Source organism: Massilia sp. CCM 8734, from assembly GCF_011682155.1.
Lineage (GTDB): Bacteria > Pseudomonadota > Gammaproteobacteria > Burkholderiales > Burkholderiaceae_D > Telluria_A > Telluria_A rubra.
Window position 1 is genome coordinate 1 of the sequence record NZ_WHJI01000060.1, and the last position, 14,563, is coordinate 14,563.

12 protein-coding genes and 2 pseudogenes are annotated in these 14,563 nt (G+C 61.9%); 3 read left to right on the forward strand and 11 right to left on the reverse strand.

The window, feature by feature from the left end; all coding sequences use genetic code 11:
- Window positions 1–102 precede the first annotated feature (102 nt).
- Entirely contained in the window at window positions 103–591 is a 489-nt protein-coding gene (locus tag F2P46_RS32920; protein WP_166898375.1) for a transposase, read from the reverse strand.
- Between the two features lie 570 nt (window positions 592–1,161).
- Here F2P46_RS32920 and F2P46_RS38360 point away from each other — a divergent pair.
- Entirely contained in the window at window positions 1,162–1,683 is a 522-nt protein-coding gene (locus F2P46_RS38360; RefSeq protein ID WP_267875906.1) for a hypothetical protein, read from the forward strand.
- Window positions 1,684–1,930: 247 nt separating this feature from the next.
- Here the strand turns inward: F2P46_RS38360 and F2P46_RS38920 are convergent.
- Window positions 1,931–2,215, reverse strand: a pseudogene (locus tag F2P46_RS38920) (hypothetical protein); the annotation flags it as partial.
- A 191-nt stretch (window positions 2,216–2,406) separates the two neighbouring features.
- On the opposite strand from F2P46_RS38920, the gene F2P46_RS38060 reads away from it, so the two are divergent.
- Together F2P46_RS38060 and F2P46_RS32935 are read left to right on the forward strand one after the other, a co-directional pair.
- The gene (locus F2P46_RS38060; RefSeq protein ID WP_229509551.1) at window positions 2,407–2,958 is read left to right on the forward strand and encodes an antitoxin Xre-like helix-turn-helix domain-containing protein; all 552 of its coding nucleotides are present in this window, start codon (window positions 2,407–2,409) and stop codon (window positions 2,956–2,958) included.
- Window positions 2,955–3,428: an RES family NAD+ phosphorylase gene (locus tag F2P46_RS32935; protein ID WP_166898378.1), complete on the forward strand. Its 474-nt coding sequence runs from the start codon at window positions 2,955–2,957 to the stop codon at window positions 3,426–3,428. The genes F2P46_RS38060 and F2P46_RS32935 overlap by 4 nt, the downstream gene beginning before the upstream one ends.
- Window positions 3,429–3,795: 367 nt before the next feature.
- Here F2P46_RS32935 and F2P46_RS32940 read toward each other — a convergent pair.
- The 9 genes and pseudogenes from F2P46_RS32940 to F2P46_RS32980 form a co-directional block, all read right to left on the reverse strand.
- A pseudogene (locus tag F2P46_RS32940) lies at window positions 3,796–4,326 on the reverse strand (IS6 family transposase); the annotation flags it as partial.
- Window positions 4,327–4,523: 197 nt separating this feature from the next.
- Window positions 4,524–5,675, reverse strand: coding sequence for a nitroreductase family protein (locus F2P46_RS32945; protein WP_166898380.1), 1,152 nt, complete (start codon window positions 5,673–5,675; stop codon window positions 4,524–4,526).
- Window positions 5,675–6,430: a 4'-phosphopantetheinyl transferase family protein gene (locus F2P46_RS32950; protein WP_166898382.1), complete on the reverse strand. Its 756-nt coding sequence runs from the start codon at window positions 6,428–6,430 to the stop codon at window positions 5,675–5,677. The genes F2P46_RS32945 and F2P46_RS32950 overlap by 1 nt, the downstream gene beginning before the upstream one ends.
- A complete protein-coding gene (locus tag F2P46_RS32955) occupies window positions 6,427–6,747 on the reverse strand; it encodes a RedY protein (RefSeq protein ID WP_166898383.1) in 321 nt (106 codons plus the stop codon). Before F2P46_RS32955 ends, F2P46_RS32950 begins: the two co-directional genes overlap by 4 nt.
- 15 nt (window positions 6,748–6,762) lie before the next feature.
- The gene (locus F2P46_RS32960; protein WP_166898385.1) at window positions 6,763–9,492 is read right to left on the reverse strand and encodes a polyketide synthase; all 2,730 of its coding nucleotides are present in this window, start codon (window positions 9,490–9,492) and stop codon (window positions 6,763–6,765) included.
- Complete coding sequence (locus F2P46_RS32965) at window positions 9,485–11,113, reverse strand: D-alanine--poly(phosphoribitol) ligase (protein WP_166898387.1); 1,629 nt, start codon at window positions 11,111–11,113, stop codon at window positions 9,485–9,487. Before F2P46_RS32965 ends, F2P46_RS32960 begins: the two co-directional genes overlap by 8 nt.
- 152 nt (window positions 11,114–11,265) lie before the next feature.
- A complete protein-coding gene (locus F2P46_RS32970; RefSeq protein WP_208296874.1) occupies window positions 11,266–13,209 on the reverse strand; it encodes an aminotransferase class I/II-fold pyridoxal phosphate-dependent enzyme in 1,944 nt (647 codons plus the stop codon).
- Window positions 13,206–13,484, reverse strand: a complete 279-nt coding sequence (locus F2P46_RS32975) for an acyl carrier protein (protein WP_166898389.1) — start codon at window positions 13,482–13,484, stop codon at window positions 13,206–13,208. Before F2P46_RS32975 ends, F2P46_RS32970 begins: the two co-directional genes overlap by 4 nt.
- A 46-nt stretch (window positions 13,485–13,530) precedes the next feature.
- Window positions 13,531–14,553, reverse strand: coding sequence for a methyltransferase (locus F2P46_RS32980; RefSeq protein ID WP_166898391.1), 1,023 nt, complete (start codon window positions 14,551–14,553; stop codon window positions 13,531–13,533).
- Between the last annotated feature and the right edge of the window lie 10 nt (window positions 14,554–14,563).

The following is a 14,563-nucleotide window of genomic DNA, read 5'->3' on the forward strand; positions in this document are numbered from 1 at the left end:
AGTACTTGCTGCCGCTTCCGAAACGTCGGACGGATGTGATGCTGCTGTCATGTTCAATTCCATATGTGTGCCAACTTCCTTAATTAGACTGATGAAGTTGTCTCACAACAGTTTGACACAGGGGGGGGCCCGGAACTTTTTTTGCAGGATCAGTAACGCTGCCGCCTCCGCCAGTGCCTTGTCCTTGCGGAGCACCTCTCGTTGTAATCTCTCGTTGTCGTCCTTCAGGGAACGCAGCGCTTTTGAATCCGCTGGTGCCGATTTCCTGTCCGTGCAAAATGCCGCTTGCCACTCGGTCAAATGGTGAGGAAAAATACCGTGCTCGCGACACCACGCGCTCAATGCTTCACCAAGCATGCCATGGGTTTCATGCAACGCCAGCAATTGCTCCTGGGCGCTCCAATCCTGTGGTCGCTTCTCTTTCGCCGCCGGGGCGTTCTTCTCTATCACGACTTTCCTAACCATCCAATTTTTAAGCGTGTGGTAATTGACGTTGATCTCGTCCGCGACTGCCTGCACGCTCCTGCCGCCGCGAGAGAATACCTTGACCAGTGCTTGTTCTACAAATGCCGGGGAATGCCTTGATCTCATATCTGCCTCTATTTGGATGAAATCTAGAGGCGACAACTAGTCTGACACAGGGGGGTGATGCCGCTGTATTTGACCTGACGCACCAAGCTGGGGTTTAAGGTTCAACGGAACGCACAATTGGGTTAAGGGCTTGGCCGGTCAAGATGAGTTCATAGATGCTGCCGACGCGATAGCTGTCATTTTCAGAGAGCAGCTGCTCAAACGTCAGGACTTGGTTGCACTCATGGAAACATGTCTGGCCCGTATCCGCATGGCGGACCGACGCGTTGTGCCACCTTGGCGGGAGACTCCCGGCCGCGAAATGTCCCACTGCTTCGCCCTGCTATCTTGCCCGCCGTTGCGAGGACTGGCCCGATGGCTTAACCGTGTTTTACGTTCCACTGCACCTCAAACCCCAACCCGAAGCATCGACCAGACCAGCAGATTTTCCTTTTTCGCCAGGCGGCGCCAGGGGAAAACAAGCGCGAGGCAGGGCCCACTCCAATCAATACGAATCCGTCGATCCGCCGCCGCCACCCCTGCCGCCACCACCGGTATAGCCAGACCCGCCATAATCCGGCGGAGGTGGAGATGGTGCAGTTGGAGGTGGAGATGGTGCAGTTGGAGGTGGAGATGGTGCAGTTGGAGGTGGAGATGGTGCAGTTGGCGAAGGAGACTGGACTGCAGGCTCCGGCGTTGGTGACGGTGCTCGCGTTGGAGGAGTCGGCTCGGGCATCGAAGGCGGTAGCGGGGCTGCGGGTGATGGCGCTGATGGCGCTGGAGCTGGCGCCGGCCCAGCTTCCCAGACTTGCTGCATCCCGGAATGCTGCTCTGGTGGCGGGCTCCAGGCGGGCGGCTGGAAGGGTTGGGTCCAGGGAAACGGTTCCGCCGGTGGCGGCCCGGCAGGCGACGGCGGCGGTGGGGCCGCGGAATGCTGTGGGGCGGGCGCCGGCTGTGGTGGAAAGGGCTCCGCTGGCGCCTGCTGATGCGGCGGCACAGTCGTCCCACGCATGGGCTGTGAGGGCGGCGTCCACGAGGGTGTCTGCGAAGATCGCGGCGCAGTGGGAGGAGGCGAAACCCGTGGCCAGGCAGGCCAGTGGACTCCGCCAATGAGTTTCGTGTACACCCAACGGCATCCCACGACAAAGGATGCCATCGCCGCCATGAACAGCCCGAACCCCACGTTGTCCGCGATGAAGCCCACCACTGCCCAGAACATCACAAACCCGGCCCCGCCCAGGCCGCCAAAGCTGTTGCCACTGCCGAGCTTGTCGCCGCTGATCCACCCCTTCGTGGGGTGGGCGGCGGCCACGGTTCCCTGCGGGATTTTCATTTCCGGATCGGCCTCCAGCATGATGGCGGTGTCCTTCTCGACTGGCACACCGCCGATGTCGACGGCCTCGCGTTCGATCCACCCGCCCTGCGTCTCGACAACGTTGCCTTCAAGCTGGTTGGTGTGGGCGTCTTGCAGGGCCAGCCGCTCGCCGCCCACCCATCTGCTCTTGATGTGGCCGGCTTGTATTGCGGGCGACACTTCGCCGGCCTTGGTCCAGGTGAATCGAGCCAGCCACTTGCCCTCGGCGTCGAGTAGGTTGCGCAGCGGGTGGCCAGGCGTCCTGACGATCAGCTTACGCGCCTGCTCCATGAAGACTGCCCTCGGATCGCCCACGATGGTCTCCTTGCTCGTCGATCCTGCACACTGTACACCCGTTATACCCGCCCGAGCAAACGGATCCAATTTGCCCCAGACGGTAGGAAAGCCTACGCAAGAACTTTGCGCGCGACGCTTGCGGCTCGCCTCATTTGATCTATAATATAGTCTCAAAGGAGACGGTCATGTCAAGTTCCAAAGTAGAAGCAAAACCAGCGGTACCGACCGGACGTACCGCTGGCAAGGTGGCGCGGTCAGCTGCCAGCGGTACGTTCGTCGGAGTGAAAGCAACGTCCAAGCGTACAGTTACCATTGAGGGCACGCAACTCTACCGTCTTGATCCCCAGGAACGAATCGCAGTGATCCGGCAGGGCATTGACGCGTCTATGATTGGTAATTTGTCGTTGCGCATGGGCATGAGCAAGGAGAATCTGCTGTCGAGCCTTGGCCTGTCCCGCGCAACGATCAGCCGCAAGGAAAAGAATGCGACGGTGCTTTCCAAGGACGAGTCGGAACGGGTGCTCGGCGTTGAAACGTTGATCGGTATGGTACAGACCATGATCGAACAGTCTGGCGACCCCTCCGGCTTCGACGCCGCACGTTGGGTGTCGAACTGGCTGTCCAAACCGCTGCCGGCGCTGGCCGGCGCGACCCCGGCCAGCTACATGGACACGTTCGAGGGCCAGAAGCTTGTGGCCGAATTACTCTCGATGAGCCAGAGCGGGGCATACGCATGACTGTGGCTGTCTGGCGTATCGCGGTCGAGGCGCCCACGTACACTGCCGATGACCTGAGCGGTACCGGCGCGAAAATGTCGGGCGGACGCTGGAACAGCAAAGGTACGCCTCTGGTCTACAGCGCCTCCAATATCGCCTTGGCTACACTCGAAACGGTGCATTACCTGAGCAACGGTGGGCTCCCGTTCAATCGCTATCTTGTGCGAATCGACATCCCCGAAATCGTATGGGATGCACGCCAGGCACTCGCCCCACTGCCCGGAGGATGGGACGCGATTCCGGCCGGTCTGACCGCTAGGAATGCGGGAGACCGGTGGGCCGCCTCCGGTACCACCGCCCTGTTGCTAGTGCCTTCCGTGATTGTGCCGGACGAATACAATGTGTTGATCAACCCTCAGCACAGCGACGCGGCCGCGATTACCGCCACCACGATAAAGCGCTGGATTTACGATCCCCGATTCTTCCCGTAAATGAACCGCCAGGCGCTGAAAACCGCGCTGAACTACTGAACAGCAGAGATGTCTAACAGGTTCATTCCCCATCGAAAGGAACAATCATGGACAAGATATATGAGATCTTCGCCCGGTGCAGGACGAACAAAGGAAATCCGTCATCATAAAATATTGCCGGTGGCCTATCACAGCAATGACAGATCGTCGGCTGAGGGTTCACGGCCTGCCAGGAGCTCACCGTAGATGAACATCACCGCCTCAACGATTTCACTCGTTGTCTCCGTTCTTGGCACTTTCAGCGCCTCGACGTGCCGGGCGGCGTAACTAGGTTCTGTCGCGTTGTTGAGCCCAGCCCGGATTTTTTCGTGCTGAGCATGGCCCCGGCTTACACTGGACGGACTTGTGCTGCCAACGCATAGAATTGGTCGGCGAATGACATGGGCGAAGCGTCATCGACGGCAAACTGACCCTTTCGAATCATGTGCATCAGCTCGATGCCGGCGAGCACGGAGCCGACAGACCGGAACGATTTGAAGTTGAGCATCGGCCTGGTCATTCGCTTGATGGCGCGATGGTCCTGCTCGACGATGTTGTTGAGGTATTTGATTTGGCGCACCAGGATCGGTACGTCGCGGCCGGCGTTGATCGCATCGATCGCCGCCTTGTTGGCGCCGCTCTTGTCCATCGCGACCTTGTCCAGATCGCCGTTCGCTCTCATGGCCTTGTCGAAGAAGCGCTTCGCCGCAGCCATGTCGCGCTTGGCTGTCAGCAGGAAGTCGACGGTCTTGCCCTGCTTGTCGACGGCGCGGTAGAGGTATTTCCAGACGCCCTTGACCTTGATGTAGGTCTCATCCATGCGCCAGCTGCAGCCGACCGGGCGCTTGTGTTTCCGGGCCATCTTCTCGATGAGCGGCAGGAAGCCTCGACCGTCTTGCCGCTGCAAGCATGGCGCGACAGACGCTCACGCCATGCAGACTCTCCTTGCGCCCTGGTTGATGTGGATGCTTGCTGGTTCATGGCTCCCCCGTGTTGTTGACCGTGAGGAGATTGTGCTGGCCATGCTGGCCGATGAACATAACGCCGCGGGCTTACCGCTTACTTTTGGCGGAAGGATCAGACTGTCTCGCCGTGGGTTTCAATGATGGCGGCAAGCGGCCTGCGCAGGCATTCGCCGTGCCGCTGCCTGATCGCACCGAGGCGCGCGAAGAAAACGATGCGCCGGTCGCCGCCGGCCAGGCGCTGCAGTTCGCCGCGTGCCCGGTCGTGCTGCAGCATCACGCTGAGCGGGTGCAGCGCAAGTCCGAGCCGCTGCGCGTTCAGCCATACTTCCATCAGGCGCGCGCCGGCCTGGACCATCACCGGCGATGCAAGGTCGTCCGACGGCAGGCTGCACAACAGCAGTTGCGCTGAGTCTTCTACCAGCGCCGCCAGTTGCGCCGCCATCTTATGCGGCACGCGCACGATGCGCAGCACTTGCATGAGCTCCGGCGCCAGCACACATTGCATGATGCGCGTACGCAGCGGCGACATCGGTCCCATCAGGCTATGCAGATAAAAACCGTCCTCGGCCGGCTTGCGCGGATCGAAATGCAGGTAGCGGTAGGTTTCCTTCCATGCGCGGTAGCTGGAGAAGTCCAGCGCCGCGAACTGCCGTACCAAATCGGCGGCACGGGCAATGAAGGCCGGGCTGCGTTCCATCTGGATATGCAGTTGGTCCCCGGTCAGTTGTTCCGGCCAGTGCCGTTCCAGCAATTGCGCGAGCACCATGTCACTGCAACTGCCCTCGGCAAACGGCGCGCGATGCGTACGGCGCTGCCGGACGCTGTCTTGCAACCCGGCTAATGCCGTGGCATCTGGAACGCACTGCGGCTGCAGAGCAAGCAACACCAGGCCCCGGCAGCCATGCCCTTGTTCCAGCGATTGCAAGAACGGCATGGCTGCCGGGGCCTGTGTATCGAGCATATCCAGCCAGTGCCAGTTGCAGTCAAAGCCCAGCGCATCGAAGGCCGCGCTCAACAAGCCGAGGAACATGCCGCAACTGAGCTGCATTTCCAGCGCAAGACTGGGTAAGGCTCTCAAGGTACGCTTGCGATCGATGCCCAGCAGCAGCAACTGCCCGTGCTCCGGCCATGCATGTGCCGGCAAAAGTTGCGCCCGCATCCGCCTGTCTTCGATGTGCACCAGCTTCCATGGCTGGCAGTTGTGCGAAGACGGCGCCTGGCGCGCAATGTCGACTGCTTGTAGCAGGTTTTCTTCAAATTCCATCAACGTCCCGTATCCGTACCGTGTGAGACGCACTGTCCTACCAGCGCCAGCGCGTAATCGCCGATCAGCCCGCCGTAGCCGCTCAGCTGCGATCCTTGGCTGCTCGGCAACTGTGCCACCAGGCGCGGCGACAGGCGCCATGACAAGCGGCCGTCGCTGCCGGTTGCTTCCAGCTCGATGTCGGCAAACCAGCCGAATATGCTTTTTCCGTGTGCCTTCATGAAGGCTTCCTTGAAGGCCCAGACCGCGGTACGGACGGCATCGCCGCCGGCGGCGCTGACGCGCAATTCATGCGCAGTAAATGCCATCTCGCGTGCCGCATCCGGAAACGGCCTCACACGCTCTATATCGATGCCGACCGGATAAGCACTGGCCGCAGCCACCGCATATCCTTGCGAATGGCTGATGCTGACATGGGCACCGGCTGCCTCCGGCTGGCCGCGATTGTGTTCGGCACTGCTGTTGCCGATGACCAGCGCATGCAACGGCGATTCGGTACCGGCCTGCGCATGCAGATGCTGTAATGCGGCCTTGGCGGCGACGCGCCCGGCCATCCATTCGCGCCGCCGCTTGGCCAGCCGCAATCCGTGCAGCCGCTCGCGCTCGGTATTGCCAAACATGCGTGCGAGGTAAGCATGATCATGTTCGCGCCGCGCTACCGCGTCGACCGACACTGCGCTGACAACGCAGTCACCGATGCCCACTGTGCAAGCCGTTTCCGTCTGAGGCAACATGATAGCGGCAATGCCGCTCATGCAGGCGCCCGGTAACCGGCGCCGAGCTGCGTGCCGGCGACTTCCTCCACCACTTCCGCCATCGTGGAAAAGCCTTGCACCAGCCGCGCGAAGCTCGCGCTGCCCATGTCGCGCTTGAATGCCTCGTTGCTGCTCACCTTGATTACCTCGATATAGTGGAACGGCGCATCATGCGCGCTACTGACCCGGGACACGTCGAAACTGCGCACACTCGGCAATTCCGGACAGGTCGCATAGTCGGTGTCCAGTACCCAGTTTTCGAAAGCCTGCGCATGGCCGATGTCAAGCAGGCGGATTTTATGGACGATGGATTGCATGTGAGATTCCCGTGGTTAGTGAACGCTGTCATCTGCTTGCAGCAGCAGGTGGTAATTGATGCCGCCGGTGCCGAAGGAACTGACCGCCGCGCGCCGGCTGCCGTCGATCGCATCCCAGCGCGTGTTGGCGGTCACCAGTTCGGCCGGGATGCCCGCCAGCGGCAACTGCGGATCGATCCGGCGGCGCAGCAAGGTGGCCGGCAGCGCATGCCGCTGCAAGGCGAGCACCGTTTTCAGCAAGCCGGCGGCGCCAGCGGCGGCGAAGGTATGACCGATGTTGGATTTGACCGAACCGATGCGCAGCGGCACTGCGCGCGCGCCGCCGTACACGCTGCCGATCGACGTCAGTTCCGCCAGATCGCCCAGGCGCGTGCCGGTACCGTGCGCTTCGACGTACTGCACGGTCGCTGGCGCATAGCCGGCCTGCGCGAAGGCGCGGCGCATCGCCAGCGCCTGCCCGTCTGGATCGGGCGCGGTCATCGACACTGCATCGGCGGAGCCGCCAACGCCGGTGATCGTCGCATGAATACGGTCGCCGTCGCGCAGCGCATCGCTGAGCCGCTTGAGCACGAACAGCGCCGCGCCATCGCCCGGCGAGAAGCCGTCGGCATGCTCGGCAAACGGCGCTATCCTTTGTTGCGACAGCATCATTTGCGACGAACAGAGCACCAGATCGCGCAGGTTGGCCGGCAATTCGACGCCGCCGGCCAGCACCAGGTCGTAGCGATGCTGACGCAAGGCCAGCACCGCATTGTTCAACACCGCCAGTGACGACGCGCAGGCCGCTTCCACCGCGACCGGCATCGCGGCAAGGCCGAAGCAGGCCGACACCAGTGCCGCACTGCCGCTGGCAAGGTAGCCGTCCAGCGTGAAATGATCGATGCCCTTGTCCGCCGTACCGGCATCGGGCACGCTTCCCAAGGTGCGCACCAGTTCAGGCCCGTGCAGCCGGCACGCGAGTTCGCGCTCGCGGCCCAGGCTGAGATTGGAGGCGACCATCACCGCGGTGCGGCCGAGCTTGCCGCGCTTGTGCGCCAGGCCGAAATCGGCCAGTGCTTCGGCGGCGACATGCAGGGTCAGCTTTTGCGCGATATCCAGCGCGGCAGCGCGCTTCGGGAATATTCTATATGCGGCAAGACCGGCATCGTAATGCTCGCGCTGCTTGAGGTCAGCGCCGTATTGCGCATAGCTCGACAGCACACCGGCCTCGCCTTCGCCAAAATAGGCGGAGCGCGGCAGCACGTTTTCCGGCAGCGGCTGCACTGCATCAAGGCCGTCGAACAGGCGCTGCGCGAAGTCGGCGCTATTGCTGCAGGGACCGAAGGCACCGCCGATGCCGACGATCGCAATCGCTTCCTGCTGTTCTTGCGCAGGCGACATATCGGACGACAATGCATGACTGGCACTGTCGGGTGCCGACAGCAGCAGATGCCATTGCACGCCGGTCAGGCTACTGCCAAAGACGCCGGCAAGCTGCGGCGCGTCGCCAGGCCAGGCAATAGCAGCACCGGGATACGCCATACCGGCACGCGCATGCAGCGCTGCCGAACTGCGCATCTGCGGCAAGGTTTTTTCGTGCAAGGCCAGGCTGCTGCCTGCTACTGCGGCCAGTGCCGCATTGGCAAAGGTATGACCGAATGTGGCGACACTGGCGCCAAGGTGCAGCGGCTGATGCTTGCCTTGCGCACAGGCATCGCTCAAGACGCTCAACAACTGCGGCGCCTGGCTGCCGATGCCGGGCAGCACGCAGTCGATATACTGTTGCGCCGCCGCCGTCACGTCCGCCTGTGCACAAGCTTCATTGATCACATGGAACGCCGCCGTGCCATCAACTGCATACGCCAATGCCCCCGGCACGTCCTGCCTTGCCGCACCCATGCCGCGCAGCACGCTGTAGATGCGGTCGTTGTCGCGTCGCGCATCGGACAAGCGTTTGAGCAGCAGCGCGGTGGCGCCTTCGCCCATGGGCGTGCCTGCTCCGTCCTGCGCAAAAGGGTGGCCGCCGCAGGCGCCGGTAAAACCCTTTCTTGCCAGTGCCAACGGCGTCAGAAGGCTCTCGATGCGTTGTCCGCTGGCGACGATGACTGCCCTGCTCTGGCCGCTGTGAAGCGACAGGCTGGCCGCCTCCAGCAGCGCGTAGCCGGTCGCATCCGCGCATTCCATTGACTGCACCGGACCACGCAGCGACAGGAAGGATGCAATGCGCGCCGGAATGCTGCTTGCCATTTCGCCGACCCGGTCATGCGAGGAGGAACCGAAGCGCTCGCGCAATGTCTCCTTCAGGCGCGAAAATTCCTCTGCGCTGCCAGCAAGTTCATGCGCCAGCCGCACGCCTTCCACCTTCAATGCGTTGGCGATGGTGCTGTCGAAGCCGAAGCAGGTGCCGCACATAACGGCCACGTCATCGCGCGGCAGATCGCGCTTGTCATACCCGGCATCGCGCACGCACTCGTCCGCCACCTGCAAGAGCATCAACATCATTTGCGATACCGATTTGCGGTAGACCGGCGGAATGCGGAAGCGCTTGAAATCGCATTCCATCTCGTCGAAAAAGGCGCCGTGCCATCCTCGCAACTGTTCGCGCACGTTGCCGTCAGTGTCCCAGTAACGTGCCAGCGGCAGCGGCGCAAAGTGAGACTCCCCCGCCTGCAGCTGCCGCCAGAACGCATCCTTGCCGCGCGCCTGTGGATACAGGCAACCGATGCCGACGATCGCGATCGGCTCGAAAGGCGGCGGCTTATGCATCGGCGGTGACGATGTCGTTGCGGTTGTCCGCATGCGGCATGGCTGCGCTGTCGCTGGTGCTGCCAGTCAGTTGCTCCAGCGCGCGGTAGTCGATCTTGCCATTCGCATTCTTCGGCAATTCTTCCAGTTGCCGGGCAAGCCTGGGGATCATGTAGCGCGGAAGGCGGGCGCTGCAGTAGCTCTTGATATCGAGCACGCCTAGTCTTGCGCCGGCATGCCGCAGCGTGTAATAGGCAACGAGGTGTTGCGTATCCCCCGCGCACGCCGCCACGACCGCGACTTCCGCGAGACCCGGCATCGCGCCCAGCACCGCTTCGATTTCGCCCAGCTCGATACGGTTGCCGTTGAGCTTGAGCATGCGGTCCTTGCGGCCGTGGTAATACAGGAAGCCGTTCTCGATGCCGACCAAGTCGCCTGTGGCATGCCGCCCGCGCAGGTGGTTGACGTGAGCGGCCGGTTCCTGCCGGCGCCAGTAGCCAGGCGTCACGCACGCGCCAGAAACGACCAGTTCGCCGATCGCACGTTCGCCGCTGACCGGCTGCCCGTCTGCGTCGACAATTTCCGCAATCACGCCGGGCAGCGTGCTGCCGATATAGACTGGCTTGTCGCGCGCCATGTCATCGTCGCGCACCTGGTAGTACAGGCAGACGTTGGTCTCGGTCGGGCCGTACAGGTTATACAGCGCGCATGCCGCAGGCAGGCAGGATTTCAATGCCTGCAGTTGCCGTATCGGGAATACCTCGCCAGCGAACAGCACATGGCGCAACGATGCAGTCACCTCGGATGTCAGCTCGCCGCTGCCAGCGAGCAGCGCGAGTGCCGACGGCACGCTGTACCAGACGCTGACCTTGTGTCGCCGGATGCCGGCGATCAGCGCCGCAAGATCGCGCTGCTCGTCCTCGCGCACGATCCATACCGCAGCGCCGACTGCAGCGGCGGCGAAGTAATCGAAGGTGCTCAGGTCGAAATGAAAACCGGCATGGTTGGCGACTACGTCGTGCGGCGTCAGCTTCAATTCCGCCAGTGCCCAAGCGATGAAACTGTGCAGGTTACCGTAGCTGATCTGCACGCCTTTCGGCACGCCTGTGGAGCCGGAGGTAAACAGGATGGCGGCGAGATCGTCCACACCGGCGGCGAATGGTGGCGGCAGTTCGACCGACGGCTGTAGTGCGGCAAGCTTCATGATCGCAGTATTAGCAAGCGGCGCATCAGCGCAAGGCACATCATCAACGATCAGCACCAGTTTCAGCGTATCGCGCTGCCATCCGTCCAGCGCACGGAAATGTGCGGCATCCGTGACCAGCACCGTCGGTTCGGCGCTGTCCAGGATTTTCCTTGCGCGTTCCGCCGGCTGGGTGCCGTCCAGTGGCACATAGACGGCGCCGATTTCCATCGCCGCATGGAGCGACAACGCATAGTCCTGGCATTTCGGCAGCCAGATGGCGACGCGGTCGCCATGCTGTGTTCCATGGCGCGCAAAATGTGCAGCGCGCTGGCGCACGGCCTGGTAGAACTGTCCATAACTGATGTCGTCAGGATCAACGAATGCAAGACGATCGGGATGTTCCTGCGCGGAGGTGCGCAGGTAATCAATGACTGGGGTGAAGGTTGGAGTGCTCATGTTCTTCTGTCAATTAGATTGAGGGGCTTCACTTCTTTGTAAAAAAGAGGGTCACCGGTCCTTTGCCGTTCCCGTGCACGCACATTGCTATCCGGGATAGGGCACCTCCCCCTTACAGAGGGGGAGGAACCGTCAGTCCTTCACCTGAAAACCTATCCCCGCACCGCCACCCCCACCTCCTTCGCCGCATCGACCAGTATCTGCGCCGCCTCATCGAGATCATCGGCCGTGTGCTCGCTGCTCACGCTGATGCGCAAACGCGCATCGCCGACAGCGGCGCCGGGGAACACCACGGTCTGGCAATACATGCCGCGTGCACGCGCCGCGCGTCCAAATTCCAGCGTCTTGCGATCATCGCCGACCACAATCGGGAGGATCGCGCTGGCGGAATGCCCAAGGTCGAACCCGGCTTCGAGCAAATGGCCGCGCAAGTGATGGACGTTGCGCCACAGCTTGCTGATGCGTTGCGGCTCGCGTTCCATCACGTCGATCGCGGCGATCAGGCCGGCCGCGACCGCCGCCGGGATAGTCGCTGCAAACACATAGGAATGCGAATAGAAACGCAGGTAATCGACCACCTCCTCGTCGCCGCAAACGAAGCCGCCGACGCCAGCCAAGGTCTTGCTCATGGTGCCGACTTCCAGGTCCACCGCGCCCTTCATGCCGAAATGCTCGGTGGTGCCCGAACCGGTGCGGCCGAGCACACCGGTGGAATGCGCATCGTCAACCAAGACCCGCGCACCGTATTGCTTCGCCAGCGCGACCAGGCGCGGCAAGTCGACCACATCGCCGTGCATGCTGAACACGCCGTCGGTGGCGATCAGCTTGCCGCCGTCGTGGTCGGCATATTTCTGCAGGATTTTTTCCAGTCCGTCCAGGTCGTGCGGATAAATCTTGCGCGCTGCGCCGGCCAGCTTGCAGCCGTCCTGGATGCTCATGTGGTTCAGCGCATCGGTAAAGATCAGATCGTTCTGCCCGGCCAGCGCGGAAATGCAACCCAGGTTGGCGGAATAGCCGGACGGGTAGACGATACATGCCTGCCTGCCCTTGAGCTTCGCCAGCCGCCGCTCCAGTTCCATGTGCAGCACATTGGTGCCGCCGATCAGGCGGCAGCCGGTATTCGTGGCGCCGTATTCGCGCACGCCCTTGACGATCGCCTCGATCACTTCCGGATGATTCGCCAGGCCCAGGTAATTGTTCGACGCAAACATCAGGAATTCCCGGCGCTTGCCGCTGACCTCGTCGTAGATCACCGCACGGTTGCTGCAGCGCGATTCCAGCGGCATGCCGTACCAGTACAACTGTTCTTGCTGCTTGCGCTGATAGAAGGTATTGAACTCGCGGGCCTTATGGAACAGGTCGCGATGCGGGATGTGGACGAAATCCCTCATCGTACGAGCGTCGTCCGCTGTCGGCTCTGCCGCCACGGAAAGCGCGCTGGCGTCAGCATGGCTGAGGTTGTCGATGAACTCCGACCACTTCTTTTCTTCCGTCGCCGGCGGCACTGCCATTGCCGGCGCTGCCGGTTCCAGCATGTCCGCTTGCACGAGAGGCCGCAGATGCGCGATGACCTGTGCAATGCTGGTCAACCCTGCGGGAAAGGTGAGGGCGGCAATCCCAAGCAACTTGGGAAGCTCGGACAACACGGCTGCCTGAGTAACGGAGTCGATGCCGAGATCACTCTCGAGCCCGGCATCCGGCACGAGGTCGCCCGGCTTGTAACCGGTGTGCCGGCTGTAGGCGGCGATGACCGCCGTCGTCAGCGCATCGGCTGCGTGCTCCGGCACGCAGGGTCGCTGCGGCAAGGCAAGCGTCTTTCCGTCCTGTTCCAGGCATTGCCCGATATGCGCCAGCACGAGCGCAATCGTGCTTGTGTGTTGCGGATTTTGCCGGCTGGACAGGCCGAGTGCCTTGTAAAGCTCCGCAAGGGTGGTGGCCAGCGTCACCGAGTCGATCCCGAGATCGCTCTCGAAATTGGCATCCGGCACGAGGTCGGCGCGTGCGTAGCCGGTGTGGGTCTGGAACATGTCCAGCACATACGCCTGCAGTCCCGCGTCCGGCGTTGCGATGTGGTCGATTACCTGGTCGTTCATCATGCTACCCCCGCTACTTGTGCCAGTGCCGGCCGGCTTTCGCTTTGCAGGCGCTCGACCAGATCGAGCATGTGCTGCACCGATTTGAAATTGGTCGGGACGACCGCCTTCAGAGGCACTGTCACGCCGGCTTCCCGCCGCAGCAGGTCGACCAGATCGAACAAGGCACTGGAATCGATGATGTTCAATTCCAGCAAGGGGGTGTCCAGCGCAAACTGCTGGGACTCGCCGCCGAGGTAGTTCTCCGCGATATACGCAAGAAGCTTGTTTCCTAACATGGTGTTCTCTCGCTAGATGATGGTTTCAGGGTTCTGACAGCCGCGCTTATTTGCGCTTTTCGCCGATGAACAAGGTGCGCGGCCCCGGTATCGCCTGCACCCTGGCATTGACGAAGCCCGCTTCTGTGAAGCGTTGCAGGTATTGCGCGCAGGTCGATTCGATGCCGCCGTCAGTGGACACCAGCATGTTGATCGACAGCAGCGACGTGAACAGTGGGCCGCTTTCGTCATCGGCCAACGGTGTCTCGCTGGCGATGAAGGTGCCGCCCGGCGGCAGCGCCTCGTGGATGTGACGCAGGATCTGCATCTGGATGTCCGGCGCATAGTCGTGCAGCATCCAGCCGAGATGAATCAGGTCGTGTTCCCCCTTGGGGATGGTGCCGCCGATGACGTCGCCCGCCACGATCTTGATGCGGTCGGCATAACCGTTTTCGGCGATCTTGTCGCGCACGAAGCTGGTCGCCTGCGGCAGTTCGCAGATGCTCAGGCCAAGCTGTGGATAGCGCGCAGCGACAGCCATTGGCAAGGTGCCGATGCCGCTGCCGATATCCATGAATTTCCTGTAGCCGGAAAAATCGAATCCCTGCAGCATGCCCTCGATAAAGGGTTTCGCGAAAATGCCGAGGAATTCCTGGAAATCAACGACATCCTGCGGGTTCTGGTACAGGATGCTGAACCAGCTGCGGTCATCGCCGAAAGCCGCCTGACGCTGATCCTTGTCCTCACGCACCCCTTGCGCCGTATGTGACCACAGCGGATACAGGAAGGTATCGATATGGCGACCGAGCCAGCCCAGCCATTGCGCTGAACCGCTCACCATGTAGTCGCGCGCAGCCTGGGTGAGGCGGAAATGATCCTCCTCCTTCGCCAGCAGGCCGATGGCAGTCAAGGCGATCAGCAGACGCTTGCCGGATTGCAGCGGAATCTTGCGGTGCTCGCAAATGGCTTCTGCCGTTGCCGGGCCTTGCTCCAGCGCGTCGAAGACTTTAAGTTCCAGGGCGGCAGTAATCGTCTTGGTCTTGAAAAACCCCATCATCAAGTCAACGATCTGCTCTTTATTCATTTCCATGTTGCGGTTC

What these genes read in the sequence shown, in the direction of transcription:
- F2P46_RS32920 (WP_166898375.1), bottom strand. Translation starts at nt 591, where the DNA reads ATGAGATCAAGGCATTCCCCGGCATTTGTAGAACAAGCACTGGTCAAG.
- F2P46_RS38360 (WP_267875906.1), top strand. Translation starts at nt 1,162, where the DNA reads ATGGTGCAGTTGGAGGTGGAGATGGTGCAGTTGGAGGTGGAGATGGTG.
- F2P46_RS38060 (WP_229509551.1), top strand. Translation starts at nt 2,407, where the DNA reads ATGTCAAGTTCCAAAGTAGAAGCAAAACCAGCGGTACCGACCGGACGT.
- F2P46_RS32935 (WP_166898378.1), top strand. Translation starts at nt 2,955, where the DNA reads ATGACTGTGGCTGTCTGGCGTATCGCGGTCGAGGCGCCCACGTACACT.
- F2P46_RS32945 (WP_166898380.1), bottom strand. Translation starts at nt 5,675, where the DNA reads ATGGAATTTGAAGAAAACCTGCTACAAGCAGTCGACATTGCGCGCCAG.
- F2P46_RS32950 (WP_166898382.1), bottom strand. Translation starts at nt 6,430, where the DNA reads ATGAGCGGCATTGCCGCTATCATGTTGCCTCAGACGGAAACGGCTTGC.
- F2P46_RS32955 (WP_166898383.1), bottom strand. Translation starts at nt 6,747, where the DNA reads ATGCAATCCATCGTCCATAAAATCCGCCTGCTTGACATCGGCCATGCG.
- F2P46_RS32960 (WP_166898385.1), bottom strand. Translation starts at nt 9,492, where the DNA reads ATGCATAAGCCGCCGCCTTTCGAGCCGATCGCGATCGTCGGCATCGGT.
- F2P46_RS32965 (WP_166898387.1), bottom strand. Translation starts at nt 11,113, where the DNA reads ATGAGCACTCCAACCTTCACCCCAGTCATTGATTACCTGCGCACCTCC.
- F2P46_RS32970 (WP_208296874.1), bottom strand. Translation starts at nt 13,209, where the DNA reads ATGATGAACGACCAGGTAATCGACCACATCGCAACGCCGGACGCGGGA.
- F2P46_RS32975 (WP_166898389.1), bottom strand. Translation starts at nt 13,484, where the DNA reads ATGTTAGGAAACAAGCTTCTTGCGTATATCGCGGAGAACTACCTCGGC.
- F2P46_RS32980 (WP_166898391.1), bottom strand. Translation starts at nt 14,553, where the DNA reads ATGGAAATGAATAAAGAGCAGATCGTTGACTTGATGATGGGGTTTTTC.